The organism is Pseudomonas flavocrustae, from assembly GCF_029872515.1.
In the GTDB taxonomy this organism is placed as follows: Bacteria; Pseudomonadota; Gammaproteobacteria; order Pseudomonadales; family Pseudomonadaceae; genus Chryseomonas; species Chryseomonas aestiva.
Genome location: NZ_JAPDIQ010000006.1, coordinates 318,570 through 342,455 on the forward strand (window position 1 = coordinate 318,570; position 23,886 = coordinate 342,455).

Consider the following 23,886-nt stretch of genomic DNA (forward strand, 5'->3'; position numbering starts at 1 on the left):
GCTTTCGAGCCGAGTTCACTCCCGCAGCAGGAGCGAACCCTGCTCATTCACCGCCCCTACGTGCCGTTCCTGCCTTGCCCCAGCAGCGCGATGGCGAAGCTCGGCACAGCCCGTCTGCAGATTCGCACATCCAGCGTCTGGCCAGTCTCGCCGACCAATCCCAGGCGTACCCCGCCTTCGATCGCCGCAACGTTTGCCGCAGGCGCAGCGGTCTGATCGCTGCACGAAAGCGGTACCGGGTCAGCCGCATAGGTCATCTCTACGCGGGAGGCGATGTCAGGGTCCGAGCGCACGTCCAAGAGGTGAGCCTTGGTTTCGGGTGGCAGTGAGGTGAACAGCACCTCAGTCACCTCAAAACGCACGCGCAGGATCCAGCGCTCATCCTGCGCGCGTCGGCGTATCGCGTTGAAACGTCCGTGCAGTCCGGGCAATCCAACCACCTCACGCAGGGGGAGCCAAAGGCCGGTGCCCAGACTCAAGCGCGATGCTTCCGGAACCTGACGTTCCTGGTGCTCGCCATCAGGGATGTCACTGCCGAGCGCTCGCCCATCGCGGCCGTATCGCTCCGGCCAGAGCTCGCGGGGTGACACGCCGAGGCAGCGCGCGATGAGCAACTGCAGGCCGACATGTGGTGAACGGCCGAGGCTATCGAAGACCTTCCGCGTTACACCGGCATGATGGGCAAGGTGCTCAAGGACGAACTGCCGCTGCTGCAGCCTTGCCTTGATCCAACGAAGCCGGCCTGGCTCAGTGCGAGGACATTCCTGTAAAGGCTGCGGGCGCGTCTCCCATTGGGCGACATGCAAGCCGAAGCCCTCCATACCGGCCTGTGCCGCTGTGGCGCCGCTCAGCTGTTCGAGCAGCGCGTCGAAGGCCTGCTGTGCGACCGCCGACCACTGGACGCCATAACGCTCCGGGAAGAGCGCTTCCACGGTCACCTGAAGCGCTTCGGCGATAACCGCTTCTGCAGCAGGAAAGGAGCGCCGTTCGGCGGTCCGCAGGTTCGATAACTGATTGCTATCCGCGAGCTGCGTCAGATTGGTTCCGCGCTGAGTGAGCGCCCTCCGGATGGCAGGCCATCGTCTTTCCAATCGATTCGCTTCAAACCACTGGTTCGTCATATCTACTACCTCTGTTGGGGTAGATCGACGGTCCCACGAGTTTTCAAAATGCAAGTCCGCACTCCAGATACCGGGCTAGAGGGGTTAGAGCCCCGCTTAGTGCGCTTGTGACTTGCGTATTTCAAAAGGCTGACAGGGTAGGCATTTTCCTAAGCGAGTCGCCGACCATGCCGTCCCATTTCACCTGGAATATCGCGTTCCATTCCGGCTTCACCGCCGATAGCGATCTGCAGGCCGCCCTCGATGTCGGGATAGCCATTGGAGTTGTCTCCGACCGAGTGACGCTCAGGCAGCAGCTGCGCTCCCTGCCTGATCACCTGGACAGGGGCGGCAAGGTATTCGTCGATTCGGGTGCGTTCACGGCTTTCCGTCGGCAGCTGGCCATGGACTGGCCGAAGGTTCCCACGCTCTATCGCGCCTTGTGCACCACGACTATTCGGCCGGAGAACCTGAGCATCATCGCCCCGGACGTAGTGGGCGATCAGCAGGCGACACTTCTCCTTTGGCACCGGTATGCGCAGGACATACGGAGCTGGATAGACGCCGGCGCCCGGATAATCATTCCCCTGCAGGCCGGCTTGCTATCAGCCGGCGAGGTGCTGCAGGAGGCGATCGGCCTTCTGGGTACCAAAGCCTTCTGCGCCGGCATCCCGTCCAACCTTGCTGCAATGACCGCAGCTGACTGTCGGACGCTCGCGCACGACGATTTCCACATCCTGGGACGGGTGGTGATGACCGATGAGCTACGAGACAAGGTCCATGCCATGCTGACCCGCAATACTGGGGCCACAATTAGCTCTCACGCCAACTGGCTGAGATCTCGCACGAAAGCTGCTTGGATGCGTGGCATGTTTGTTAGTAACAGCGACTTCACCGTCAAAGGTCTCAACGCGTTTGGGAGTGGGGAAAAGTCATCTGTATGGATGGCTTAGACTTGTTCGATATGCTAGATCAAGAAATTCCGCTCACCGAAGTCCTAGAACGAAAGGTTCGCCGGGCCGCAGAAACAGGTGCACCCTTCATGCATGCGCGTGCGTGACCTTTTTCATCAGTAGTCAAAAGGTAGAAAGATGGCGCAGTTCAATGATTGGTGCGTTTGGACCTATGAGTCTATAGGACACCATCATCTGGGAGTCCTTACCGCTGCTGTGGCTCATCGCGAAGTCGGCATCCAGGCAACCGCGGCCATCTTGCCCTCCCATTACGCGTCAGAGGAGAAAGTCGCTCGGGCGCTCGCGCGGCTTGGCAAGACAGCAGCCGCGCACTTGATCGAGACCAGATTGCCGATCACCAAGCCCCTTCGTTCGGGCGACCTTGGGGAGATCTATGCGACAGAATGGATCAATGCCCACAGCGGCGGCTACAGTGCTCCAATTAAGCGGCTGCGCTGGAAAGACCATCGAGAAATGGCGATGCGTGGTGACGATGTGATAGCCATCCAGCAAGACCCTCAGTCGCAACGTCTGCTTTTCTTAAAGACAGAAGCTAAGAGCCGCGTTGCTCTGACGACACAGGTGCTAACCGAAGCCCGCGCGGGATTGGATAAAGACGCAGGCCTGCCATCAGCACATGCCCTGATGTTTATTTCAGAACGTCTGCAGGAGTTAGATAACACCCCGCTTGCCGATGCCATCGATGATGCGCTGTATAGACACGGCATCGCAACGCAAAGCGTCCGTCACCTGCTTTTCACATTTTCCGGCAACGCACCGGATGCGCTTCTACGGGCCGCTATCCATAGCTATCCTGGCCCTATTACCCAGTGGTGTTTGGGGCTTCGGGTCGAAGACCATGGCACATTCATTGGCGATATCTACGAACGGGTGATCGCCAATGCCAACAACGCCTGACTCAATCGTGGCAGCTATCACGGAAGCGGCAGCTACCGGCTTCCGCGCTCGGCTAATCGCCCGAGGGCAGGCTCGCGCTATGATTTGGCGTGACGGCGTGCTACCTCCCGACGCGCCAAACTTTGCCTCTCAGCTGAGCTATGACTTGCACAGCTACGCGTATGGACTATTGGGACTAGGCCTGCGCCTTCGCGAAGCCGGTGGAGATCCTACTCATGCCCGGAAGGCTTTTGAACAGGCGGCTACTGCGCTGGAGGCGGCAATAGCCAAGGGAGCAAGCGAGGAGCCGGATCGCGACTTCCACTTCGTCATTGCAGCCGCCGCTTACCACCTAGCGCACCTTTCTGCGCGCGCGTACTCGCTCCTCGCGATTGTCGCGGCAGATGAAAACTTCTCCTTGATCGAGTCAGCGTTAGCGCAGTTACTGCGTCGTGATTTCGGCCAACTGCGGACTATCGTTGTCGACTACCGAACCTCTGGCCGAGGTAGCGACGCGTCAATTACCGCCGATCTTGAGGCTCATTTAGCTCAGGTTGATAATCAAGACCTTCCGCAAGATGCAGACGGTACCGACTTCCTTTTCGACGGCCTCGATACCGCGCTAACCGATGCCTTTCTCGCAGCGATGTCCCTCTACCTCCTCGCGATTGAACGCGGAGAACGAGGTCTGGTTGACCAAGCCCTCGAACGTCTTCAAGAAGGCCTAAGTATCTGCGGCGAGATGAATATGCTTCCGCAGTGGTGGGTTCACCGCATCGCGATTCATCTGCTGCATGATCTATGGTCGAGCACTTTCCATGAAAGGCTTCCCAAAGATCCCAGTGGCGGCCAAGCGGATGACTGGGAGCAGTTACGGGAGATATTCATCGCGCTGTTACAGCGTCGTGCTAAGGCCGAGATTGATCTCTGGCCTAGTCAGATCGAAGCTGCAGCCCGTGCCGTCGACCAGGCCGATGACCTAGTCGTGTCACTGCCTACGAGCGCAGGCAAAACGCGGATCGCTGAGCTATGCATCCTACGCTGCCTCGCCGCCAGAAAGCGGGTCATATTCATCACACCACTACGTGCCTTATCCGCACAGACTGAAACAACCCTACGAAGAACCTTCGGGCCACTCGGCAAGACCATCTCGTCCCTGTACGGAAGCGTTGGCGCAAGCGGGTTAGATGAAGACGCAATCCGTGAGCGAGATATTGTGGTCTCTACGCCAGAGAAACTCGACTTCGCGCTTCGTAACGATCCATCCCTTCTTAACGATGTGGGCCTGCTCGTGTTCGACGAGGGCCATATGATCGGGCCTAACGAACGGGAGGTTCGATACGAAATTCAAATCCAGAGATTATTGCAGCGCGCTGATGCCCAGGAGCGTCGAATCGTCTGCCTGTCGGCGATCCTACCTGACGGCGACCAGCTCAACGATTTCGCTGCTTGGCTACGCAGGGATAATCCCGGTGAAATAGTGAAGAATGATTGGCGACCGACCCGTCTGCGCTTCGGTGAGGTAACGTGGGATAGACCAATCGCTCGGCTGTCACTGCGCGTAGGAGATGAGCGACCCTACGTCCCGCGCTTTCTCACCGGTGCAACACCACCAACATGGGTTCCGCCAAAGCGGCGCAGATCGCAGCTCTTTCCCAAAGACCAGCGCGAGCTCTGTCTCGCGACCGCGTGGCGGCTTGTCGACGATGGGCACACGGTTCTCATCTTCTGCCCAGAGCGCCGAAGCGTCGAACCGTTTGCGGGGGTCGTCGTCGATCTACACGATCGCGGCGCTCTGCGCTCGCTGTTTGACGCCGATCCGATCGTACTTAACACAGCGATCGCTTTGGGAGAGGAATGGCTTGGCGCAAACAGCCTCATTCTCAAATGCCTTCGTCTAGGGATAGCGTTACATCATGGTGCGTTACCAACAGCCTATCGCAAAGAAGTTGAACGACTATTACGTGAAGGGGTTCTGAAGGTAACAGTTTCCTCTCCCACTTTGGCTCAGGGCCTCAACCTTTCAGCGACGTCCGTTGTCATGCACTCCTTATTCCGAGCAGGCGAGCCAATCGAAGTTAGTGAATTCAAGAACGTAATCGGGCGCGCTGGACGCGCCTACGTCGACATAGAGGGCGTAGTTCTTTATCCCATTTTTGACGAAATAGCAAAAAAGCGCCGACATTGGGAGCGATTGATCAATGATCTGGGCGCACGAGAGATGGAAAGCGGCCTTGTTCGCTTACTAATCAATCTGCTCCAGCGGATGCAGAAATGCACAGGGGGCGATATCGCTAGTCTTTGCGACTATGTTGTTAATAACGCGGTCGCCTGGAATTTTCCAGAAATTAGAAATGAAAAGCCAGAACAGCGTGAAATCGCGTGGTCAGACTGGAAACGGAATGTAGCGACTTTGGACACCGCGATCCTCAGCCTTATTGGCGAGAACGACATTCCGGATGAAGGAATCGAGGTAGCGCTAGATGACATTCTAAAGTCCTCCCTATGGCAACGGCGTCTTCTTCGGAAGAGCGATCCGGTCAGACAGGTTCTCAAAGCGGGTCTAGTCTCGCGCAGTAGACTAATTTGGCGCGAATCCACTGCCGCTCAGCGTCGCGGATACTTCTTGTCCGGAGTAGGACTGAATACTGGCCATGCCCTCGACGCAATAGCCGAAGAAGCAAACACGTTACTTGTTACGGCGAATTACGCAATTAATGCGGATGATGCAGAGCTGGCGATCTCCAGTATCACTCGGCTTGCAGAGTTGGTATTTGCGATTTACCCATTCCAGCCCGAACCGCTACCTATAAATTGGCGTCTCATACTCAGAGCATGGCTGCTTGGCGAGCCACTTACTACTTATTCGGGCGAGAATCCATCGGAAACACTGCAGTTTGTCGAAGGAGGGTTGGTCTATCGACTGCCATGGGCACTCGAAGCGATTCGTGTCCGCGCCAGTGCAAACGACGACATGGTTGGTGACTTCGCATTAGAGGACTATGAACTCGGCGTCGCGGTGCCTACCGTTGAGACCGGCACCTTAAACCGTTCTGCTGCCATTCTTATACAGGCGGGATTTAATTCAAGACTCGCCGCGATCAAAGCTGTAATTGATACCAGCGCTGGATTCACGACAGGGCAAGAATTACGTCAGTGGCTCACCTCTGACGCCGTAGCGGCTCGGAGTGCGTCCCCCGAATGGCCTAGCCGAGAGACCAAGCACCTTTGGACTGAGTTTTCGCAGGCATTTACACCGGTTATGAATCGCACTTGGGTTAATCGTCGATACTGGGCAAATGTAGCTTGGCACGGTGTAGCGCCGCCGCCCGGGACCCCGATTCAAGTGGTCTTTGGTACCGGAATGCCAACTGCGCTCTCGAGCGACGGTAAGCCGCTAGGTGTGCTTCAAATGCCTTCGAGGCCAGGCCTCGCTGGTGTCTTACGAGCACAGGTCGCACAGGACCCTATTAAGATCGACATAACATACCTGGGACCGGATGATCTGATCGGGCGTTAACACCGTTGGGCGAACGCTTACGCTCATAACATGAATTATCAAGCTCTGGACAAGACTTGAAGGAATGGGGAGTTCACACGCTGACGGGGTGAGTCCGCCGTTGCGTTTTCTCAGGACGGGGCAAGCTTGGCTCTGGCAGCGGCACACTGCTATCTACCACCGCCAAGGAGCGATGCATGCCTTCCCTGAACTGGACCCCCTTGACGCTCTACGCCGCGCTGGCGTCTGGCGTTTCCGTCAGCAACTTCTCCTTCGAAGTTACCCTTCTGGAGCAACAGGACGCGACTCACGGCGAGCATAAATAAATACGCCAAACGCTATAAGCTCGCTTTCCATAGCAAGCCGGGCGTATTGCTGGGCGTTTCCAACAAGCTGCTGAGCGCGACTTACTCTTGTCCACATCTCAACAGCCGAAGCGGGGGCAGCGGAGCCCTGAGCAGAAATCGGTCAGTAACCAAGCTCGTAGTCAGTCCTGAGCTTTCAAGGATCCCCTGCCAAGTCGAGTAATCTAGCAGGTCGATAGCACGCTGAACGAGAGCCGGCGATTCCTTAGGAACGAGCTCGTCGAACTCTTCATCTTTGGTAAATCCCTTTCGGCTTAAGTATGTGAAACCTGACTTCGCCTGCTCCGCAGTTATGAGATCCAGACTACGAGCGCGATAGATCAATGCCTTGAAACTCACCTTCCAACGAAGCTTTAACTCCTTAAGCGCAGACCAGTTGAGGTAGCGACCTCTCATCGCCGGGAACTCAGCCGCAAAGCTGGCACGAGGCATCAGGAAGGAGCTAGCAAACTGGTTCGCCTGGTCCTCAGTAAGACGGCACCCCGTCTCGATGCCCTGATGCATAACGAGGTGGCCTAACTCATGAGCCAGGTCGAAACGTTGTCTGCCTGGGCTCGCCTTCGCAATGCTGCGAACGATCAATGGACGCTTATTATAGAGGGAGAATGCATCCACCCTCTCGTCGACAGCATTCAAGTCGACTACTAGTACGCCGATCTTCTCGGCCAGCTTAGTTACGCTAGAAATAGGGCCAAATCCCAATCCCTGCTCTCGGCGAAACTTCTCTGCGATCTGCTCAATCTTTCGAAAATCATCAATCGCGCAGTCGAATGCTTTGAACTCCACAGCAGGAAAAGCGATCTCTTTATCGAGCTCGTCGACCAATAGCTCGAACATCTCAACCTGAGCTGCGATAGTCTTCTTCAAAGTCTGGGTCGAAGACTTGAGGCTGCGGAAATGGCACTGCTCCAGCTCTACGGAACTACGCCTAGGCGCGAAGAAAAAACTCTCCTCCACATCCAAAATTTCACTCAGTAGCGTGAGCTGCGACGGGGACGGGATCGCATTCACTTCGAGCTTATGAGCGTATTGCCTTGTCACTCCCAGCTTCTCACCAATGTCGGCTAGGGAAAGTCCAGCCGCGCATCTTGCGAGCCGAAGCTTATCAGGCGAGAACTCATCACCTAGTGGCAGAAAACCTGTCTTCCTACTCATTATTTATTCTAGTGTCATTTGGCTTGTCTTGCTCGGCGTCTTTTTTTCGGCGTTGTGGCTGCGGGTCTTGGATCTCGACCTCTTGAGGCAGTTCCGATGTGCGAACCGAAATGAGCGGTACGTAGTTATGAACCCATTGGCACATCACATTGAGGTTAGAATCGAAGCCCATGACTGTCGCCGTCAGCTTTCGTCCGTCTGGGTTCAAGTCGCTGTCGATGTAGAGGCGCCATGTAAGACTTCGGTCACATGCCATACCTAAAAGACTTGCCTGGAAACGCTCAACACCATTGGGAGATAGGCGGTGCGATTTTTTTCGCCGAGCAGGATCATCCATGACGACCTGTAGGAGTACGCCGTTAATGCTAGGGGTGTAGTCCATCGTGCTGTTCGCGAGACGAAACCAGGGAAGCTCAGGATCATGACTCATGGTTTTGAAGCGACCTTGCACACGTCCGTAGGTAAGAGTGCCCACCGTCCAGGTAGTATCGTCATCCGTAGAAGCGGCCTCTATCGCTAGGTACGCTGCATCCAAGGCTTCATTGCAAACCACAGAGACGTACTCGGCCGTTAGCCTGGGTTCCAGCACACTAGGATGCAGGTTTTCGCGCATAGATATTTCTCCGTAAAGCGTGCAAAATCAATTTTCTGTCAACCGAATTTTTGTGCATATTTCTAGATCTGTCAACCTAATTCTTCACACGCTTTCGTCATATCGCCGCAGTCAAAGCTCGTCTTCGATTTCGGGAAGGACTGAGCATGACTAATCACATTCGCGGCAACGGTGACGGTAAGAACGGCGAGAACCAGTCCTACACCATCCCGTGACGGGGCAATGTCCGCGGCCCCAGCTGGGGCGAGAGGTAGAAGCAGGAAAGCACCCAGATTTCGGGATCGTGACTCGCAACGGAACGCCTTATGTTTGGGCGAAACCTGACGGGCGGAAAGGCAACAACGTCGACCAGGACTAGGTTCACCCAGGCCACGGATGGCCTACCACCTTCGCGTAGGAGCAGCTGGACTGCGTCGGCGTGGTGCATGCCGGGGCAAAGGTGCTCACTATCCACACCGGCGCGGCCTCTGCGATTCCAGGCACGCCACCCTACGCGGTCTGCATCAGCGCCGGCGCTGCGACCGACGGTTCTCCTGCGAGCCGCGGCTTGATCCGATCGCTAACGTCACGTGCTAGCGAGTTGATGACCGACCAATCGGCCTGCAGCCAGTATCCGACGACGGATCCGGCCATCGTGCGATCCAGCGGCGAAAGCCTGCCTTTCAACAGCAGCTCCATGTCGACCTTGAGCGCGTCAACGTGGAAGCTGGCCTTCTCCGAAGTGATCCAGAAGCCCTGATCCTGGATGCGGAACATCAAGTCGAGGGTGAGGCTTGCCAGCTCAAGCAGCGGGTCTTGCGTCTCGACAACGCGAACGTGGAAGCCCGCAACCAGCTGCTGCCGCGAACGGCGAATGCGATCCGCCCACGCCTGCTGTTTGGCGGAGCCACCCCATAGGTCAGGAAGTCCCGATTCGGCGACCGCCTGCGCCGCCGGCGCACTGGCCCAGGCCGATCGCAGTTGCTTGGAGCAATCGCTGCACAGCGAGTAGCGTGCGTAGCGCTCTTCATCCTGGCGCGCCTTGCTGGAGTGGTAGTGGAAGGACGCGTTGTCGGTGTGGCCGCACACACGGCGCGTAGGGGCGGAGAAGTGGGTAGTGGTCATGGCGTCCTCCGAGAGAAAGCTCAAGCATCCCCTCACCCCTGAAAACGCAAACGCTGACCTCGGCCTCGCTCTATCCACGCCCTGGACTGGCTCGAATCGACCGTTTTAGCTGCTCCCTACAGCGACACAATGGCTCATCTGTCTTGCAAATCGAGCCATCAGAATGTCCAGCCAACAACAGACGCGCAGGTTAGCGGGCTATCGCTACCTATTGGCGATCATCCTTTGCGCCCTTACATGGTCAGGAAGCGCGATCGCAGAGACGTGCAAGCTGGATGACCAAACGTGGTTTCTGTACGAGAACAGCAACGATGGCAACGACATCGTTTACCGATACCTCTGGATCGAGGGGCAAGAGTTATACAGTGTTGATCAGATTGAGATCGATAGAGGCATGTATTTCACTGCCTCCAACGGAAAGCGGTATCGAATCGGTCCAGAGGTGGACCGAAACACCTTGCGCCAGCCGGTCTGTGGGGAATACGGACCTAACTATCAGAGCACGCAATCAGAAAAGCAGCAGGCCAACTGCCCTGCGACTCATCCCAGCGGTTCGATTACTCAGCAACGCACTTTCGAGGTTTGGTCCGACGGCAGTCGTCGTAATTACTCCGGCTGGAACGAGATAGGGCGCAACTGCCAGGCGGTCTACAACTCGACGCAAACCGAGTCGCGCAATCAGGACTGCCCGGCGACCCAGCCCCAGGGCACCATTACCCAGCAGCAGACCTATGAGGTGTGGTCGGACGGCAGCCGCCGCAATGATTCCGGCTGGAGGACGACCGGCAACACCTGCACCGCGATCTACTCGTCCAAAGGATCGGAAAGCCGTCAGCTGAGCTGCCCGGCCGCGACGCCAAGCGGCACGTGGACTCAGAGCCGCAGCTATGACCTCTACACCGACGGCAGCCATCGTAACGAGTCGGTTTGGGGCGACACCTCCACCTGCTACAACCGGACACCGGTTGCCGGCAACCTGGCGATCGCCAGCGACGAGAACGCGCTGGCCAGCGGCGCCCTGCCGGTGACCGACGACCATTCGACCTTCACCTACCAGATCGTCAACGCAGCGCCTGCAGCCGCGGGTACCGCTCGCTTCGCCGGTAACACCGTCGTCTTTACGCCCGCGGCTGACTGGAATGGTGCGACGTCGATGACCTACCGCGCCCAGGACCCCAGCGGCGCCTGGTCGAACGTGGCCACCGTGTCGATAACCATCCGGCCGGTGAATGATGCCCCGGTCGCCGACGCCAAGGCCCTGAGCCTCGATGAGGACACCCAGGCCAGCGTGCTGCTGTCCGCAACGGACATCGACTCCCCTGCCCCCACCGTCTTCCAGCTCGTCGCCGTGCCGCCAGCCGCGGTCGGCAAGGTCACCCTCGCCGGGGCCACCGCCACCTTCAAGCCGACCAAGGATTGGAACGGCGCCACCCAGTTCACCTACCGCGCCCAGGATACCGCTGGCGCTTGGTCGGCGCCGGCAGCGGTTGCCGTCACCGTGCGGCCGGTGAACGACGCCCCGGCGCTGACTGACGTGTCGTTGGAGATACGCACGAAGGAATCAGTGCCGGTCACCACGCGTGCCCGGATCATCCAGTGAGGACACGCCGGCCTTGCATTCTGGAGATAGGACTTAGCCTCGACTGACCCAAGCATATGAGGCGCCTTATGGAAGTAATACGCAGCTCTTTCACTGCCGGCGGTGAGCGGGTCTACCTGCTCTTACAGCCAACCACCAGGCGATTTCGCCTGGCCACACGCTGGTGCTACGTCGCCAACTTCCTGCAGCTGCAGGACGCAGCGGATGCCTTCGAAGCCCTGGAGCTTTCGGATCGGCCGGCGGCCCAGCTAGGACGGCTGTTGACTCGCGCGGTGCGAAAGACACCCCGCTCCGTACCAGGCACCCGTCGCCCTGCAATGAGCAGGATTAACCGCATTCTCGACTTCATCGAGGCCCGCACGTCTGGAAAGGCCCGTTGACTCCCTTCCCACGGCGTCAACTCGCGCCCCAGGGCTACCCGATGTCCCGTTTACTTGTCCCACTCCCCTATGCCGAGGTGGCTATGCCTTCGCGCCCAACCGCACCTGTACCGATCACGATCGTCGCTGCGGCCCTTATCCTGCTGCTCAGCCTCTTCAGCGCGCTCTCGCGTGCGGACGAGACTGGCACAACCTTCAGCCAGAACTCCTTCATCTGCGACTCGAACTCCAATGGCTACTGGGGTGGATCGCTGGACACTGGTTGGAAGAACCACATCATCTCGGTCTATCGGCAGTATTCGACCAACCTCGGACGCTGCCCTGACCAGGGCGGCTGGATCTATTGGCAGGACGACATACGCCAGCACGGCGATACCTACGCAAGCTTCAGCTCTCGATGGCAGGAAGCGGCCGACGCAGACGTGCGGTCGAAGGGCGGCCCAGCAGCCTATCAATCGATGTTCGATCGCGACTGTCTCGACTCTGCACGGCGCCAGTACGGTAGCTATGTCGTCGAAGCCAATTATGTTCGCTACACGGGCAACATGTGTCAGATCACACGAGTCATACCGAACTCTCCACCGTCGGCTCTAAATTCCACCGCTACCGTCAACGAGGACACCATCGGCCGATTCAATCTCCAGGCGACGGACACCGACGGTAGCATCAGCAGCTACACCATTCTCCAACAGCCTAGCGTCGGCACCATCACCCAAAGCTTTTCCGCCATCACCTACTGGCCACCTGCCGATTGGTCTGGCACGACAACCCTCACTTTCCAGGTCACCGATAACCGCGGAGCCACGTCAAGCCCTGGCACCGTGACCATCGTCGTCATGCCGGTGAATGATCCGCCCGTCGTCCAGCCGGTTGCCCTGACCACGGACGAGGATACTCCGGTCGAGACGACGCTGTCAGGTACCGACATCGACTCGGCGCCACCCTCCTACTTCGAGCTGGTCTCTCCTCCCCTCAAGACCGTGGGCGTTGCAACCATCCAGGGCGCCAACCTGCGCTTCGAACCGGCCAAGGACTGGAATGGCACAGCCAGCTTCACCTACCGGGCACGCGACCCCGAGGGCGCCTATTCGGCTGCAGCAAGGTTGACGGTGCTGGTGCGGCCGATCAACGATGCCCCGACCGCCACGACACCGCTGCAGATCAAGACGGTGGAGTCCAGGCCTGTGACGGTCCGCGCCCGGGTGACGACGCCTTGATGGTGGGGAAGCGAAAGGTTCTTTCCCTGGCTCGCATCTTCTGAAGGCCTACCAGCCTGGGGCAGCCAGTAGCCACGTCGCGGGCCAGCTGGCGAAGGCTCGCGAACTTGCGTTTTCAGAGATGCCTGGAGGATGGGCTCAGTGAGGCGGCTGGCGCCTCGACGCACTGAGGCCCCTCCCCATGACCGCATTTCCCCGCAAGCAACCTCCTGTCGACTTCAAGACTCAGTACAGCCTGAGCTTCACCGCTCAGGAAGATGAGATCGTCGTAGACTTCTTCTGCGGCGGCGGCGGCGCTGGTACCGGGCTAGAGATGGGCCTGGGTCGTCCAGTCGCCGTGGCCAAGAACCACTCCGCGAAAGCCATCAGCATGCACACCGCCAACCACCCGGCGGCGCGGCATTTCACCACCGATGTCTTCGACGGCGACCCGGACACTGAATGCGGCGGCCGGCGGGTAGGCTGGTTTCACATGTCGCCCGACTGCACCCACCACAGCCAGGCGGCCGGCGGCCAGCCGCGCCAGCACGAAATCCGTAACCTCTCCTGGATTGGGCTGAAATGGGCCGGCAAGAAGCAGCCGCGGGTTATCAGCCTCGAGAACGTGAAGCAGATCCTGCAGTGGGGCCCGCTGATCGCCAAGCGCGACCCTGCAACCGGCCGGGTTGTGACCCTGGACCGTATCCCTCACCCGACGAAGCCCAAGAAGTTCGTGAACCGGGTAGCCGCCGTCGGTGAGCAGGTTCCGGTCCACAACCAGTTCCTGGTGCCTGACCCCAAGCGCAAAGGGCAAACCTGGCGCCGGTTCGTGCAGCTGCTGCAGGGCATGGGTTACGAAGTCGAATGGGAGGTCGGCCGGGCCTCCAGCTATGGCGCGCCGACCAGCCGCGAGCGACTGTTCATGATCGCTCGCTGCGACGGTCAGCCGATCATCTGGCCAGCGCAGACCCACGCCAAGAAGCCGGGCAGGGGACAGAAGCCGCTCCGCGTCGCCGCTGAGTGTATCGACTGGTCGGTCCCGTGCCCGTCGATCTTCAAGCGCAAGAAGCCGCTGGCTGCTGCCACGCTTCGCCGCGTCGCCAAGGGACTGCGCAAGTTCGTCCTGGAGTCCGCCGACCCCTTCATTGTGCCGATCGCCAACTGGTCGCGAGAGGCGGCCATCTCGGTGGGTGAGCCGCTGCACACCATCACGGCCTGGCCGCGCGGCGGATCCTTCGCGGTGGCAAGCCCGATCATCGCGCCGGCTACCCACCAAGGCGCTGATCGGGTGCACGACCCGCGTGACCCACTGCCGACTGTGACGTGCGCTAACCGCGGCGAGCAGATGCTTGTCAGCCCCACGCTGATCGGCCTGGGAGTCCCGGCCTATGCAGGGAAGCCTGCCGATGCCGGCGCCCCGTTGGGTAGCATCCTGACCGAAAACCACCGCGCGGTGGTGGCGCCCACGCTCGTCTCGGTGGGCTACGGCGAGCGCCAGGGGCAGGAACCGCGCGTACCGGGCCTGGACAAGACGCTGGGCACGGTAATGGCCGGTGGGATCAAGCACGCGGTCGCAGCCGCGCACCTGGTGAAATTCCGCTTCGACTCCGCTGGCGCCGCTGCCGATGAGCCGATGCCCACCATCACCAGTGGTGGTGACTGCCAGCGCCCCGCCGGCGCAGCACATGCGATGGGCGTGTGCACGGCGTTCCTGGAACAGGCGAACGGCGGTTTCAACACCACGCCTGCGCACAGCGTCGAACAGCCAATGACCACCATCACCAACACTGGAAGCCAACAGCGTCTGGCGGTGGCCACCCTCGCTCACCTGCGCGGTAATTGCGATGCCCGCTCCCTCGGGGAACCGCTGCACACCATCAGCGCTTCCGGCCAGCACCACGGCGCGGTCACCGCATTCCTGTCCCGGCAGTTCGGCGGCTCCGTTGGTTAACGAGTCGACGAGCCTGCACCGACCATCACCGCCGGCGGCGGAGGCAAGAACTCGGTAGTCGAGCTGCAGCTCTCGCCCGAAGTCGAAGCCGGTGCCCTGCGCGTCGCCGCCTTCCTGATGAGCTACTACGGTGCGGACAACACGAGCCGGCCGGATGAGCCCTCCCCTACTGTCACCACGAAGGATCGCCTTGCGCTCGTGACCGTCACGATCGGAGGTACCCCCTACGTCGTAGTCGACATCGGTCTGCGCATGCTGCAGCCGCGCGAGCTGTACCGCGCCCAGGGCTTCCCGGACTCCTACCAAATCGAGTTTGGCCACGACGGCAAGCCGTTCACCAAGTCGGAGCAGGTACACATGTACGGCAACAGCGTCTCACCGCCGCACATGGCAGCGATTGCCCGGGCCAACGACCCCTGGCGCGCCGCGGCGATGACGCCGAGCAGGACCGCAGCTGCTTAACCCCTCCACCACTCCATCCAGCCCGTCGAAAGAGTAATGACCCATGAGCATGAACCGCGAGAAGTTCGAGCAAGTTATGCAGTTGGTAGAGGGGCGATTTCCAAGTACCGCGGAAGCTTTGCGCGCCCACGACAAAGCGCAGCGCGAAGCCCTGGCTCTAGCTCGTGCGGAGCGGGACAGGGTAATCGGCCTGCTGAAGCGGCGCGGCGCCGCCGACAGGCAGCTGGCGGAGGCTAAGGAGCTGTTGAAGAAGCTGCAGCCCTGGATGACGCGCCTCGCCGAAAAGAACGGATACGGGGTTGACGGAAACTTCGAGGAGCTGGAAGAAGCCGTCCTCCTAAACGCCCTCCTCGCCCGCAACACGTCGTCCGAGGCCGAGCAGCTGGAGGCCCAGGGCGCTCAAGGTACGGAGCTGGAAGACGCTTTGCGGGTTCTCCTTGAAGTCCCACAGCTCCAGGGTGAACAGGCTTTCAGTGCCAGGACCATCATCGAGCGTGTACGAGCTGCACTCGCCACTCGGTTCGACATACAGGATGTGAATTGACGACTGTCTTGCATAACCACGTTGGATTGCCCGGCGCTTGTCAATGCGTCGATACATCGATTCGGCCGGTGGCGGCGCCACCTGGCTAAGCGGGACACCATCCACTGCACAGGAGAAAATCAACGTGACAGGCGTATCTCAAAGCAGAACGGCGGGGGCGGCGCAGCACCGTCGCGGCCTATTGATGGGCGCGGCCCAGAGCACCCGGGAGCATCCGCGAATGCCCGATGCTAGCCACCTATCGGAAGCGGACTTCATCGGCCAGGCGGATCGGCCATGAGTGGTGGGACGATCTACGTGTCGGCCGAGGACCTGGATGCCTTGCAGGAAGCCGACGGAATTCTGTACGCGCTTTTCGAAGCCGCCGACGCTGAGGCGACTAGCCTAAAACTCGCGCGCGATGGCCTTCGCCGCGTGATCGGAAAAACGCAGAAGGCCGCACGTGCCGCCGGCGGCCGTCGTCTCGTTCAGACCGCACTACGCTACGCGGAAACCCTTGAAGGAGAGGATCGTGCCCCAGGTGGACTATGAACCGTATGACGGCATCATCCAGCGAGCGCTCCAATCACGCGGCACCGCGGAGGGTGATCTCGCCCGGGATCCGCGATATCTCGCGCCCGGCTATGTCGTGCGCATGTGCGAAGCACTGGCCCAGGCCGCCGCCGAGCGCAGCGCGCGTGATGTGCCGCTGGAAGACGTCATCCGCCTGGAGCGCACCTGCACCGGTGCCGACTACCACCACAAGCTGGCACTGCGCTGCGCCCAGCTCGCCGGTTGACCGTCGGCTGCAGTCCACGATCCCGCGGCGTGGAGAATTGCGCGGGCGGAGGAGCGCCCTCGCTATTGAGGCCCCGCCACAGGCGGGTATTGGCACTAGCGCGTCGACAAAGGTGGGTTACGTTGGCCACTGCCTGGTCTTTTGCCTCACGGGAGTAGCGCATGAGCGCAAGCTGGATCCTCACCCAGTCTGGAAAGCAGTTTGACCTGCTTGCCCCTAAAGCCGACATGGTGGTGCTGGATGACATCGCCCATGCACTGGCGAACATCTGCCGATTCGCGGTTACACCCAGACCCACTACAGCGTTGGCCAACACAGCGTATTGGCCAGCCACCTGGTGCCGTCGGCGGACGCGCTTCACGCGCTGCTGCACGATGCCGCCGAGGCCTATGTTGGCGACATGGTAAGTCCCCTCAAGGACCTGCTGCCCGGCTTCAAGGTGATCGAGGCGCGAATCTGGATTGCCATCGCGGCGCGCTTCGGGATCGCTCAGGAGATGCCGGCCAGCATCAAGGTGGCAGACCTAGTGCTGATGGCAACGGAGCGGCGTGACCTGTTGCCACCGGGTCCTCCATGGCCGTTGCTTGAGGGGATCCAACCGCTCCCAAACCGGATCGTGCCCTGGCCGCCGGCGTTCGCCCGCCTAGCATTCAAGCGACGCTTCAAGCAGCTCGTGCGGTCCTGCGGCGAAATTGCTCAGCTGCGCCAGGCCGCCGAGGCGGCCGAGGCCTAGCCCCCTGAGCGGGTTTGGGACGCTGTCCGGCGTTTCCACCGTGTAAGAATCTTACAAAGGCGTCGCGGCAGCTGCGATCCGGCCAGGTGGTATCCAGGGGGCGAAAGAATCTTTCGCCGGCACTCTGGTCTAGTCCTCACCGCCAGCAAAGGGATAGGGATCGACCCCGTGGCTTGTGGTACCGAGCGGACAGGTCACGACGTCCTTGAGGCGCGGCGCCCGATCACCCAGGGACTCGTTCAGCCGCTTGAACCAATCACCCCGGTCCAGTAGCGGGACCTGGAACGACTCCTCGCGCTCGAGCAGCAGCCCGTTGCTTCCCACTCGCTAGTTGACGACCTTGTCGCGGGGCACCAGGCACGTCGACTCCAGCCGCGGCTGGACGAAGGTCGGGATCGAATCCCGGTGCTCCATCGGCCGCTGCGGCCAGGTCGCCATCTTGTCTGAGACTACCTGGTAGGCGTCCGGCTCCCCCAGCAGCTCATAGTGCACGCGATGCACGATCAGCTGCTCTGCCGCGACCGCACACCGATACACCACGGTGAACGGCTTGGCCGGCCGGAGCGTATCGATCAGCAAACCTACCCGCGCCATCCGGCCGCGCTTACTGCAGCCAATCGCCATGCGCTTGTTCGGCACCGGCCGGCGTGTGGCCAGGTCCACCCGATCACGCAGGAGCAGGCCTACGGAGTCGATCCTCAGATCGATCAGCTGGACGTGCGGCCCCGAGACGGGGCAGGTCAGGAACCGTGGTACCAGGTGGATGAGCATGAGCGGCTGCCTCGCGCGTCGGGGTGCTACCCAGCCGAACCCTGCGAGGGCGATCGCTTGAACAGCGGATCGGCGTCCTCGAAGACCTCATCCGGCGCTTCCGGCCACTCACGGCGGATGGCATCGAAGTCGCCTTCGTTCCAGCAGCGTAGGAAGGTCATGCCTTCGTCGGTCTCCAGCGCGAAAGCGATCGCGGCCGTGGATGCGTCAGGCGCCTGGTCGACCTTCTTCAACGCGTCATCAATCGCGGCGGCGTAGCCTTCACGGTAAGCGTCATCTGGATGGGCCTTGGTGGGGCCAGCCATGGGGATCAGTGCACCGATCATGTTGTACAGGTCGAGCATGGGGCCGTCCTCGATAGAAATGGTCCGTCCCAGATCAACGCGCTTTCCCACATGGCAGCAAAGGCGTCGACCCGGGCGGTCGGCCTAGTGTGCAGCTGCCGCCCTCAGCGCAAGCGTCGATTCACGCCCTTCTTGGTAAGGGATTCGGGCGTTGCCCGAGATGCTGCATCGAGCTCGGCTTGGAGCTCACCAGGCGTGCCGGTGAGCTCTGCCAGGAGCTGGCGGGCCAGTGAGTGGGCGTCGTGATCCGCCGCCGGCGCCGGCCGATCGGGAGTCGGGCCTGGTGCCTGGGCACGAGGTTGAGTCATGTTCACCCTCCGAAATGTGGGCCGCTGAATGTCATTCCGGTAGCGCGCAGCGTCAAGAGGACATTCAGCCAGCCGCCAGCACCTGGCGCCATCGATAGGCGCCGGGGGCCGATCACGCCGGCGGGGTGTGCCGCCGCGAACGTTCCGCAGCCCAGATGCCCTGCACGAGAACCGAGCACCAGGTATAGAGGGTTCGCCCAAACACAAGGTAGTAGAGCACTAGCATCCATAGGCGCGGCGTCGGATCGCCCATCACTCGCGCCAAGGTAAATGGAAGGCTGCCAAAGAATACGATCAGCACGATAAAGAGCAGGTAGTCGCCGACCTGGCTGCTATGGCTCACCGGCGCTGCCACCGGCCCCGGTGCTTTGAAAGGAGTGGTGTCCCAGGTCTCGACCAGGCCCAGCGCTCTACGGACGGCCGCCGGCGCCAGATACACTTTCGGATCGACATCCAACCGCAGTACTTGGATGCCTCGCATCTCGTCCCAACTCAATCCGTACCCTTCTGCAGTGAGTAGCTCCAGGGCGCTGATCAGCGCCGTATGGGTCGCCTTGCCATGCCACAGCCCATCGCGGTGATCGATCCATATGCTCCTGGCACCTTGCGCCTGGGCGCATGCCAAACGGGCCTTGATAGCTTTCAGGTAAATGGCCGGGTCGACTGGCAGGGTGCGGCCTCCCGTGTGTTCGAGTGCGTATTTCATGGCTGGAATCCCGACTGGTAGAGATCATCAGTATCGACGCGCCACCACGCCCTAGGCGGCCGATTCAAACCTTTCCAGGGCGAGAACCGGGCCAGTACACGCCCTTTCGAGGGGCAAACTCGTGACTTTTTCGGCGCGGGTCTCGTGACACTGACGGTCTGATACCCGCCACGAGGTTCCAATGTCCGAGCACGACAACACGCTGCTTCCCGAACTCATCCGCGACCTCATCAAAGAGCGGCACGCATCTCGCCGGCTGAAGCTGCTCAAGTACTCCTTCTGGGGTACCGGCCTGCTGCTGGTTGCAGGCGCGGTACTAGTCGAGCACCTGCAACTTGACGAGGCGGATGAAGCCAAGCAGATCACGGCCGTCATCCAGGTGCGGGGCGAGATCGCCGACGGCGCCGAGGCAAACGCCGCCGCGCTGAAGAAGGCCATCGGGCGCGCGTTCGATGACGAGCGCGCCAAAGCCGTGGTTCTCAAGATCAACTCGCCCGGCGGCAGCCCGGTACAGGCTGGCCAGGTGTTCGACGAGATCAAGCGCCAGCGCGGCCTGCATCCGAAGGTGCCGGTCTACGCCGTCATCGAGGACCTGGGCGCATCAGGTGCCTACTACATCGCCGCGGCCGCTGACGAGATCGTGGCAGATAAAGCCTCGCTGGTCGGCTCCATCGGCGTGACGGCGGCGTCGTTCGGCTTCGTCGAGCTGATGAACCGCGTCGGGGTGGAGCGCCGGGCCTACACCTCTGGCGCGCACAAAGCGTTCCTGGATCCGTTCCAGCCGAAGAACCCTGAAGAGACCGTCTTCTGGAATGACGTGCTCAAGCAGACACACCAGCAGTTCATCCAGTCGGTGAAGACCGGCCGCGGCGATCGCCTGAAGGATGCCGATCATCCGGAGCTCTTCTCCGGCCTGATCTGGACCGGCGAGCAGGCCAAGCAGCTGGGCCTGATCGACAAGCTGGGGGATGTCGACTACGTCGCCCGGGACCTAGTGGGCGCCACGAGCCAGGTCGACTTCACCGTCAAGGACAATGCCTTCGATCGGTTCGCGAAGCGCCTGGGCGCCTCTGCTGCGCAGCAGCTGTCGATGGCGCTCGGCTTCAGTGGTGTGTCGCTACGATGAGGAGTAGGGACGGCCAACGGCCGCACCGATAGCGATAGCCGCGGCTGACGATGCCTCAGGCGCGGTCACTATCTGTACCTGTCCGAATTAGCTATTTCGCCTTGCGCGCGGCATGCAGCTCTGGATTGAAAGACTTCAACCCGCGCGAGCCTAGGCGCCGCATCAGCTTCGCGTGCTCCTCCTCACCGCCCTCCCGACCCAGTGCCACATCGCGTTTGAAATCGTTGATGACATCGGCGAGCTTGGCCGGATCTTCCAGGTCCGCAAGCTTCACAGCGCGCGTGACCTCCGCCGCCTCATAACTGACCGTTACCACAAGCGCCTTGTCAGCCGGGCGTGGCGCAGCTGTGGTGGTGTACGGCGCTAGGGCCGCTCTAAGCCGATCGATTCCTTGTTCCATGACATCTCCTTGCTATGGGCATCGATTACCGAGGTCATAGAGATTGTCGTTTTCGGATAAAGATCCTGCTACAGCGCGATAGCTGAGGTATCGAAGCTTCGAAGGCTGCCCAGGCCTTGGCAGCGTGTCTGCTGATCTGGGCCGTCCACAGACTGAGCGGCACGGAAGCCAGGACCACGGAATGAGGTAGCCCTTCGCCAGGTCTGCTCTATAAGTGGAGCACTTCCAAGAGCTCCAGGCGATAGTGCCTGGGCGAACGTTGCCGCACGACAGGCAGAAAAAAACCGCCACGAGGGCGGTTTTCTAGGCTATCCGTCTTCAGGCGCGAGCAGCGGTGCGCTCGTTCACTCTGGGGCCGATCAGCGGACCCGTAGGTTCGAAATCTGAACCGCGCCGAGTGGCCTTGATCAGCATCTGCTCATGAGAATGTCTGAGCTTGCTCATCCGCACCTTTGCCTCAGCCTTGAGCTTGGCTTTGGCCGCGTCTTTCTTGGCCTGCATGGTATTGGACTGTGCTCTGGACATAGGTCCTCCGCAAGTAGATGACACCCTTCAGGGGTGTCACCACAATAATATTATTCGACCTGCTTGACAAGCTGGCCTTTGGAGTTGTAGTCGAAGCCAAGTTCGCGATAGGTGGGTATCGCCCCTGCCAGCGCTTCCGGGATGAGGATCATCGGAACCCCGATACCGAGCGCATAGGACTCAAGAACGATCAGCATCAGGGTGGCGACGTATCCCCTGAGGGGATGGTTTGTATCTAGGTGACCCTCCAGCAGCGTCCACTTGATGCGCAGCTTGCTGTGTTTGGCTGTCGCAAAACAGAGGCCGTAGAGTTGATCGTCGTACCACAGGGATAGGTCAATTGCCCTGGCATGGTTGTGCTTCTTTTCCCAGTTGAAGTCGTATCGTCGCGGCTCCCACTCTTGGAGCGCGGCTAACGCCTTCTGGTTGACCCTACCGAAACGCAACAGCGCTGGATCAAGCTTGTAATCGACGATCCAAGGCTTAGCAGCAACCGTATCGACGGCGTCCTCACGAGCGGCCTCCGCCAATGTTCGATACTTCTCCCACACGCCTAAACGCGCCACGTTTTTTTCTCGCTGCTCAAAACCATAGTGTGCCTTGCACGGCCGTTGTGGCCTAGCTTATGGGTGCTCGACATCCTGCAGGGCCCAGACCATGTACCCGGCCGGCGCGCGGCATTCTCGGCATTCATGCGTGCCTCGAATTTGTTGATGGTGTCGTCCTCATGTTCGAAGCGGTAGCAGATACCGCCTCCAGGCTTGCGCACGGAGAGCACGAACTTGAAGCGCCGGCGCGCACGACGAGTTTCGCTGCGGGGAAAGGAATCGGAAGGTCCATGGCCTCGCACATCATGGCTTCAGTGAGCATCACTCGTATGGGAGCGTCCTGCTTGAGGCAGGACTATTCCCATTCTCCCCTAACTCCCGAGCTTAGCCGTCAACTCGTAGGAGACGAGCCAATCGCTACCTGCCTCGCCGGCGTCGCCCACAACGCCGGTATCCAGCTGCTCCCGCAGGCGGGCTGCAAGCTCTTCAACCGAATCGCACCCCATGTCCTCGAGCTCGTCCGTCGTTACCTCAATGCTTACCTTCACCGGTGGTCTCCCTATAGGCCAGATGATCATCATCCTCGCATAGCTCAGCACTGCTGCAGGCCAAGTTCACGCCAGCCAAAGGTGTGAATCTGCAGTTAGCTCGTCTCAGGCGCTAGCCGGCACGCTCGCAGGGCGCAGCCATGTCGGATTGGAACGCGACGAGCGAGGTCCGAGCCTGGCGGCACGCCTCAAGGTACCCAGCAAAGGAACACGAAACATCGGCCAGCGCATCGGCAAGCGCCTGGCAAAAGTTTGCGAGCGCGAATGGCTCGTCTATCTCCTCTCCTACACCAACCAGGTAATTTGGCGAGACCTCAACGACCAGCCCGGGATTTGCGGCCGCCTCGCGCCGCAATGTGAAGCGGCCTCCCGAAAGCTCGCGGATCAGCCGCCCCAACGGAATCCGCGCAAAGCTGCGAGCGTCATCGAAGATTCCGGCGAGCTCGCGGATCCGGGCGAAGTGCGCGCGCCATCTACCCTCCTCCTCAACCTGCGCACGGGTAGCCCTCTCCAGGTACCACCGTTCGTACTCCACCACCGGTAGCCCTCGGTACAGCACATTTTCGAGCTTCTTTTGCTCAGGACTATCGATCCAGCGATCTCGTGTCTGCGACACGTAGGCAATCAGCAGGTGCGCGCACCCATGCTGCCGCAGGCGCTCAACCTGGTGTGCAAGTGAGGCGGCCGGATCCCACATCCACGCCGGCGCAAAGCACTCGATCTGCGCCGCGAGCGCGGCGGTCGCAGCGTGCACGTCAGTCAGTACCTGGAACCAGAGCTCTGCCGTGACGGCGCCGGCCTGGTGATTGAGCGGAAGCCGAGACAGGCGGTGAGGCAGGCCCAGAGCCTGATCCACGAACCCGGGCAGCCGCCGAACGCCGAAGGTGTGGCGTTCCGCGGGGCGGTGGTACCGCGCCCGTGCTTCCGCCTGTAGCGCCCGCTGCAGGATGTCCGGCAGCCACGACAGCGCTGCGGCCATCCGCCAGCGCTCGGCAAACTGGCGGGCGCTGAACGTCCCATTCTTGCCATTGGGCACCACGAACCAACCACACTGGACAGCTTCGGCTATGAGCTGGACGGGTTGCTGCAGGTGAAGCGGCACCGCGGCCAGCACGGCGCAAACAGTGTCCGACTGAAGGGATACGAGGTGCCGTCGCGCCCAGTAATAAGCCTCGCTGCACAGGATCGCCTGGCGGTAGTGCTCGAGGGGGAAAGAAGCCCGTTCCGGAGCGACGAATTCTATGGATTTCATCTTGGCTGCCTCCAGTTGAAGCAGCCAG

Annotated in this window: 26 protein-coding genes; 13 read left to right on the plus strand and 13 right to left on the minus strand. The window is 60.6% G+C overall.

The genetic code is table 11. The annotated features are described in order from the left end of the window. Window positions 1–56: 56 nt before the first annotated feature. Window positions 57–1,121, minus strand: coding sequence for a helix-turn-helix domain-containing protein (locus tag OMP44_RS15545; RefSeq protein ID WP_280309488.1), 1,065 nt, complete (start codon window positions 1,119–1,121; stop codon window positions 57–59). Window positions 1,122–1,288: 167 nt separating this feature from the next. Here OMP44_RS15545 and OMP44_RS15550 point away from each other — a divergent pair, with 167 nt between their 5' ends. The 4 genes from OMP44_RS15550 to OMP44_RS15565 all read left to right on the plus strand — a co-directional run bounded on the left by OMP44_RS15550 (window position 1,289) and on the right by OMP44_RS15565 (window position 6,775). Then, window positions 1,289–2,053 (plus strand): hypothetical protein, encoded by a 765-nt coding sequence (locus OMP44_RS15550; RefSeq protein WP_280309490.1) that lies wholly within the window; start codon window positions 1,289–1,291, stop codon window positions 2,051–2,053. 138 nt (window positions 2,054–2,191) lie between these two features. Further along, entirely contained in the window at window positions 2,192–2,971 is a 780-nt protein-coding gene (locus OMP44_RS15555; RefSeq protein ID WP_280309492.1) for a Hachiman antiphage defense system protein HamA, read from the plus strand. 79 nt (window positions 2,972–3,050) lie between these two features. After that, window positions 3,051–6,470, plus strand: coding sequence for a DEAD/DEAH box helicase (locus OMP44_RS15560; protein WP_280309494.1), 3,420 nt, complete (start codon window positions 3,051–3,053; stop codon window positions 6,468–6,470). A 176-nt stretch (window positions 6,471–6,646) separates the two neighbouring features. Beyond that, on the plus strand, window positions 6,647–6,775 hold the full coding sequence (locus OMP44_RS15565; protein WP_280309496.1) for a hypothetical protein: 129 nt from the start codon (window positions 6,647–6,649) through the stop codon (window positions 6,773–6,775). Window positions 6,776–6,856: 81 nt separating this feature from the next. Here the strand turns inward: OMP44_RS15565 and OMP44_RS15570 are convergent, their stop codons facing one another. The 3 genes from OMP44_RS15570 to OMP44_RS15580 all read right to left on the minus strand — a co-directional run bounded on the left by OMP44_RS15570 (window position 6,857) and on the right by OMP44_RS15580 (window position 9,686). Further along, window positions 6,857–7,969 (minus strand): ImmA/IrrE family metallo-endopeptidase, encoded by a 1,113-nt coding sequence (locus OMP44_RS15570; RefSeq protein WP_280309498.1) that lies wholly within the window; start codon window positions 7,967–7,969, stop codon window positions 6,857–6,859. Beyond that, window positions 7,962–8,582 carry a hypothetical protein gene (locus OMP44_RS15575; RefSeq protein WP_280309514.1) on the minus strand — a complete coding sequence of 207 codons (621 nt, stop codon included), beginning with the start codon at window positions 8,580–8,582 and terminating at the stop codon, window positions 7,962–7,964. The genes OMP44_RS15570 and OMP44_RS15575 overlap by 8 nt, the downstream gene beginning before the upstream one ends. A gap of 489 nt (window positions 8,583–9,071) precedes the next feature. Next, complete coding sequence (locus OMP44_RS15580) at window positions 9,072–9,686, minus strand: hypothetical protein (RefSeq protein WP_280309516.1); 615 nt, start codon at window positions 9,684–9,686, stop codon at window positions 9,072–9,074. Between the two features lie 163 nt (window positions 9,687–9,849). Here OMP44_RS15580 and OMP44_RS15585 point away from each other — a divergent pair, with 163 nt between their 5' ends. The 8 genes from OMP44_RS15585 (at window position 9,850) to OMP44_RS15615 (ending at window position 17,330) form a co-directional block, all read left to right on the plus strand. Then, a complete protein-coding gene (locus OMP44_RS15585; protein ID WP_280309517.1) occupies window positions 9,850–11,286 on the plus strand; it encodes an Ig-like domain-containing protein in 1,437 nt (478 codons plus the stop codon). Between the two features lie 421 nt (window positions 11,287–11,707). Next, window positions 11,708–12,883, plus strand: coding sequence for a tandem-95 repeat protein (locus OMP44_RS15590; protein WP_280309519.1), 1,176 nt, complete (start codon window positions 11,708–11,710; stop codon window positions 12,881–12,883). Window positions 12,884–13,064: 181 nt separating this feature from the next. Further along, window positions 13,065–14,813 (plus strand): DNA cytosine methyltransferase, encoded by a 1,749-nt coding sequence (locus tag OMP44_RS15595; protein WP_431312651.1) that lies wholly within the window; start codon window positions 13,065–13,067, stop codon window positions 14,811–14,813. Window positions 14,814–14,930: 117 nt separating this feature from the next. Next, the gene (locus OMP44_RS25075) at window positions 14,931–15,275 is read left to right on the plus strand and encodes a DNA cytosine methyltransferase (protein WP_431312652.1); all 345 of its coding nucleotides are present in this window, start codon (window positions 14,931–14,933) and stop codon (window positions 15,273–15,275) included. Window positions 15,276–15,318: 43 nt separating this feature from the next. Continuing rightward, window positions 15,319–15,819: a hypothetical protein gene (locus tag OMP44_RS15600; protein ID WP_280309521.1), complete on the plus strand. Its 501-nt coding sequence runs from the start codon at window positions 15,319–15,321 to the stop codon at window positions 15,817–15,819. Window positions 15,820–16,095: 276 nt separating this feature from the next. Then, complete coding sequence (locus OMP44_RS15605) at window positions 16,096–16,350, plus strand: hypothetical protein (protein ID WP_280309523.1); 255 nt, start codon at window positions 16,096–16,098, stop codon at window positions 16,348–16,350. Beyond that, window positions 16,340–16,597, plus strand: coding sequence for a hypothetical protein (locus OMP44_RS15610; protein WP_280309526.1), 258 nt, complete (start codon window positions 16,340–16,342; stop codon window positions 16,595–16,597). Before OMP44_RS15605 ends, OMP44_RS15610 begins: the two co-directional genes overlap by 11 nt. Before the next feature lie 322 nt (window positions 16,598–16,919). After that, complete coding sequence (locus OMP44_RS15615; RefSeq protein WP_280309527.1) at window positions 16,920–17,330, plus strand: phosphohydrolase; 411 nt, start codon at window positions 16,920–16,922, stop codon at window positions 17,328–17,330. Window positions 17,331–17,459: 129 nt separating this feature from the next. Here the strand turns inward: OMP44_RS15615 and OMP44_RS15620 are convergent, their stop codons facing one another. From OMP44_RS15620 to OMP44_RS15635, 4 genes are all read right to left on the minus strand, one after another. Beyond that, window positions 17,460–17,654 (minus strand): hypothetical protein, encoded by a 195-nt coding sequence (locus OMP44_RS15620; protein WP_280309529.1) that lies wholly within the window; start codon window positions 17,652–17,654, stop codon window positions 17,460–17,462. Between the two features lie 3 nt (window positions 17,655–17,657). Then, window positions 17,658–18,101, minus strand: a complete 444-nt coding sequence (locus OMP44_RS15625; RefSeq protein ID WP_280309531.1) for a DUF6012 family protein — start codon at window positions 18,099–18,101, stop codon at window positions 17,658–17,660. 26 nt (window positions 18,102–18,127) lie between these two features. After that, window positions 18,128–18,445 carry a hypothetical protein gene (locus OMP44_RS15630; protein ID WP_280309533.1) on the minus strand — a complete coding sequence of 106 codons (318 nt, stop codon included), beginning with the start codon at window positions 18,443–18,445 and terminating at the stop codon, window positions 18,128–18,130. 420 nt (window positions 18,446–18,865) lie between these two features. Then, window positions 18,866–19,459 (minus strand): hypothetical protein, encoded by a 594-nt coding sequence (locus tag OMP44_RS15635; protein ID WP_280309535.1) that lies wholly within the window; start codon window positions 19,457–19,459, stop codon window positions 18,866–18,868. Between the two features lie 181 nt (window positions 19,460–19,640). Between OMP44_RS15635 and sppA the strand changes: the two genes are divergently transcribed. Further along, window positions 19,641–20,585: a signal peptide peptidase SppA gene (gene sppA, locus OMP44_RS15640; RefSeq protein WP_280309537.1), complete on the plus strand. Its 945-nt coding sequence runs from the start codon at window positions 19,641–19,643 to the stop codon at window positions 20,583–20,585. A gap of 91 nt (window positions 20,586–20,676) precedes the next feature. On the opposite strand, the gene OMP44_RS15645 is transcribed toward sppA, so the two are convergent. The 5 genes from OMP44_RS15645 to OMP44_RS15665 form a co-directional block, all read right to left on the minus strand. Then, window positions 20,677–20,985: a hypothetical protein gene (locus tag OMP44_RS15645; protein ID WP_280309539.1), complete on the minus strand. Its 309-nt coding sequence runs from the start codon at window positions 20,983–20,985 to the stop codon at window positions 20,677–20,679. A 318-nt stretch (window positions 20,986–21,303) separates the two neighbouring features. Beyond that, window positions 21,304–21,510 (minus strand): hypothetical protein, encoded by a 207-nt coding sequence (locus OMP44_RS15650; RefSeq protein WP_280309541.1) that lies wholly within the window; start codon window positions 21,508–21,510, stop codon window positions 21,304–21,306. Window positions 21,511–21,560: 50 nt separating this feature from the next. Next, the gene (locus OMP44_RS15655; protein WP_280309543.1) at window positions 21,561–22,076 is read right to left on the minus strand and encodes a hypothetical protein; all 516 of its coding nucleotides are present in this window, start codon (window positions 22,074–22,076) and stop codon (window positions 21,561–21,563) included. A 353-nt stretch (window positions 22,077–22,429) separates the two neighbouring features. Further along, window positions 22,430–22,639: a hypothetical protein gene (locus OMP44_RS15660; RefSeq protein ID WP_280309545.1), complete on the minus strand. Its 210-nt coding sequence runs from the start codon at window positions 22,637–22,639 to the stop codon at window positions 22,430–22,432. 79 nt (window positions 22,640–22,718) lie between these two features. Beyond that, window positions 22,719–23,858 (minus strand): hypothetical protein, encoded by a 1,140-nt coding sequence (locus tag OMP44_RS15665; RefSeq protein WP_280309547.1) that lies wholly within the window; start codon window positions 23,856–23,858, stop codon window positions 22,719–22,721. Window positions 23,859–23,886 lie beyond the last annotated feature (28 nt).

Excerpts from the sequence above, each read along its gene's own strand:
- OMP44_RS15545 (WP_280309488.1), bottom strand. The coding sequence starts at position 1,121 with ATGACGAACCAGTGGTTTGAAGCGAATCGATTGGAAAGACGATGGCCT.
- OMP44_RS15550 (WP_280309490.1), top strand. The coding sequence starts at position 1,289 with ATGCCGTCCCATTTCACCTGGAATATCGCGTTCCATTCCGGCTTCACC.
- OMP44_RS15555 (WP_280309492.1), top strand. The coding sequence starts at position 2,192 with ATGGCGCAGTTCAATGATTGGTGCGTTTGGACCTATGAGTCTATAGGA.
- OMP44_RS15560 (WP_280309494.1), top strand. The coding sequence starts at position 3,051 with ATGATTTGGCGTGACGGCGTGCTACCTCCCGACGCGCCAAACTTTGCC.
- OMP44_RS15565 (WP_280309496.1), top strand. The coding sequence starts at position 6,647 with ATGCCTTCCCTGAACTGGACCCCCTTGACGCTCTACGCCGCGCTGGCG.
- OMP44_RS15570 (WP_280309498.1), bottom strand. The coding sequence starts at position 7,969 with ATGAGTAGGAAGACAGGTTTTCTGCCACTAGGTGATGAGTTCTCGCCT.
- OMP44_RS15575 (WP_280309514.1), bottom strand. The coding sequence starts at position 8,582 with ATGCGCGAAAACCTGCATCCTAGTGTGCTGGAACCCAGGCTAACGGCC.
- OMP44_RS15580 (WP_280309516.1), bottom strand. The coding sequence starts at position 9,686 with ATGACCACTACCCACTTCTCCGCCCCTACGCGCCGTGTGTGCGGCCAC.
- OMP44_RS15585 (WP_280309517.1), top strand. The coding sequence starts at position 9,850 with ATGTCCAGCCAACAACAGACGCGCAGGTTAGCGGGCTATCGCTACCTA.
- OMP44_RS15590 (WP_280309519.1), top strand. The coding sequence starts at position 11,708 with ATGTCCCGTTTACTTGTCCCACTCCCCTATGCCGAGGTGGCTATGCCT.
- OMP44_RS15595 (WP_431312651.1), top strand. The coding sequence starts at position 13,065 with ATGACCGCATTTCCCCGCAAGCAACCTCCTGTCGACTTCAAGACTCAG.
- OMP44_RS25075 (WP_431312652.1), top strand. The coding sequence starts at position 14,931 with ATGAGCTACTACGGTGCGGACAACACGAGCCGGCCGGATGAGCCCTCC.
- OMP44_RS15600 (WP_280309521.1), top strand. The coding sequence starts at position 15,319 with ATGAGCATGAACCGCGAGAAGTTCGAGCAAGTTATGCAGTTGGTAGAG.
- OMP44_RS15605 (WP_280309523.1), top strand. The coding sequence starts at position 16,096 with ATGAGTGGTGGGACGATCTACGTGTCGGCCGAGGACCTGGATGCCTTG.
- OMP44_RS15625 (WP_280309531.1), bottom strand. The coding sequence starts at position 18,101 with ATGCTCATCCACCTGGTACCACGGTTCCTGACCTGCCCCGTCTCGGGG.
- OMP44_RS15630 (WP_280309533.1), bottom strand. The coding sequence starts at position 18,445 with ATGCTCGACCTGTACAACATGATCGGTGCACTGATCCCCATGGCTGGC.
- OMP44_RS15635 (WP_280309535.1), bottom strand. The coding sequence starts at position 19,459 with ATGAAATACGCACTCGAACACACGGGAGGCCGCACCCTGCCAGTCGAC.
- sppA (WP_280309537.1), top strand. The coding sequence starts at position 19,641 with ATGTCCGAGCACGACAACACGCTGCTTCCCGAACTCATCCGCGACCTC.
- OMP44_RS15645 (WP_280309539.1), bottom strand. The coding sequence starts at position 20,985 with ATGGAACAAGGAATCGATCGGCTTAGAGCGGCCCTAGCGCCGTACACC.
- OMP44_RS15650 (WP_280309541.1), bottom strand. The coding sequence starts at position 21,510 with ATGTCCAGAGCACAGTCCAATACCATGCAGGCCAAGAAAGACGCGGCC.
- OMP44_RS15660 (WP_280309545.1), bottom strand. The coding sequence starts at position 22,639 with ATGATGATCATCTGGCCTATAGGGAGACCACCGGTGAAGGTAAGCATT.
- OMP44_RS15665 (WP_280309547.1), bottom strand. The coding sequence starts at position 23,858 with ATGAAATCCATAGAATTCGTCGCTCCGGAACGGGCTTCTTTCCCCCTC.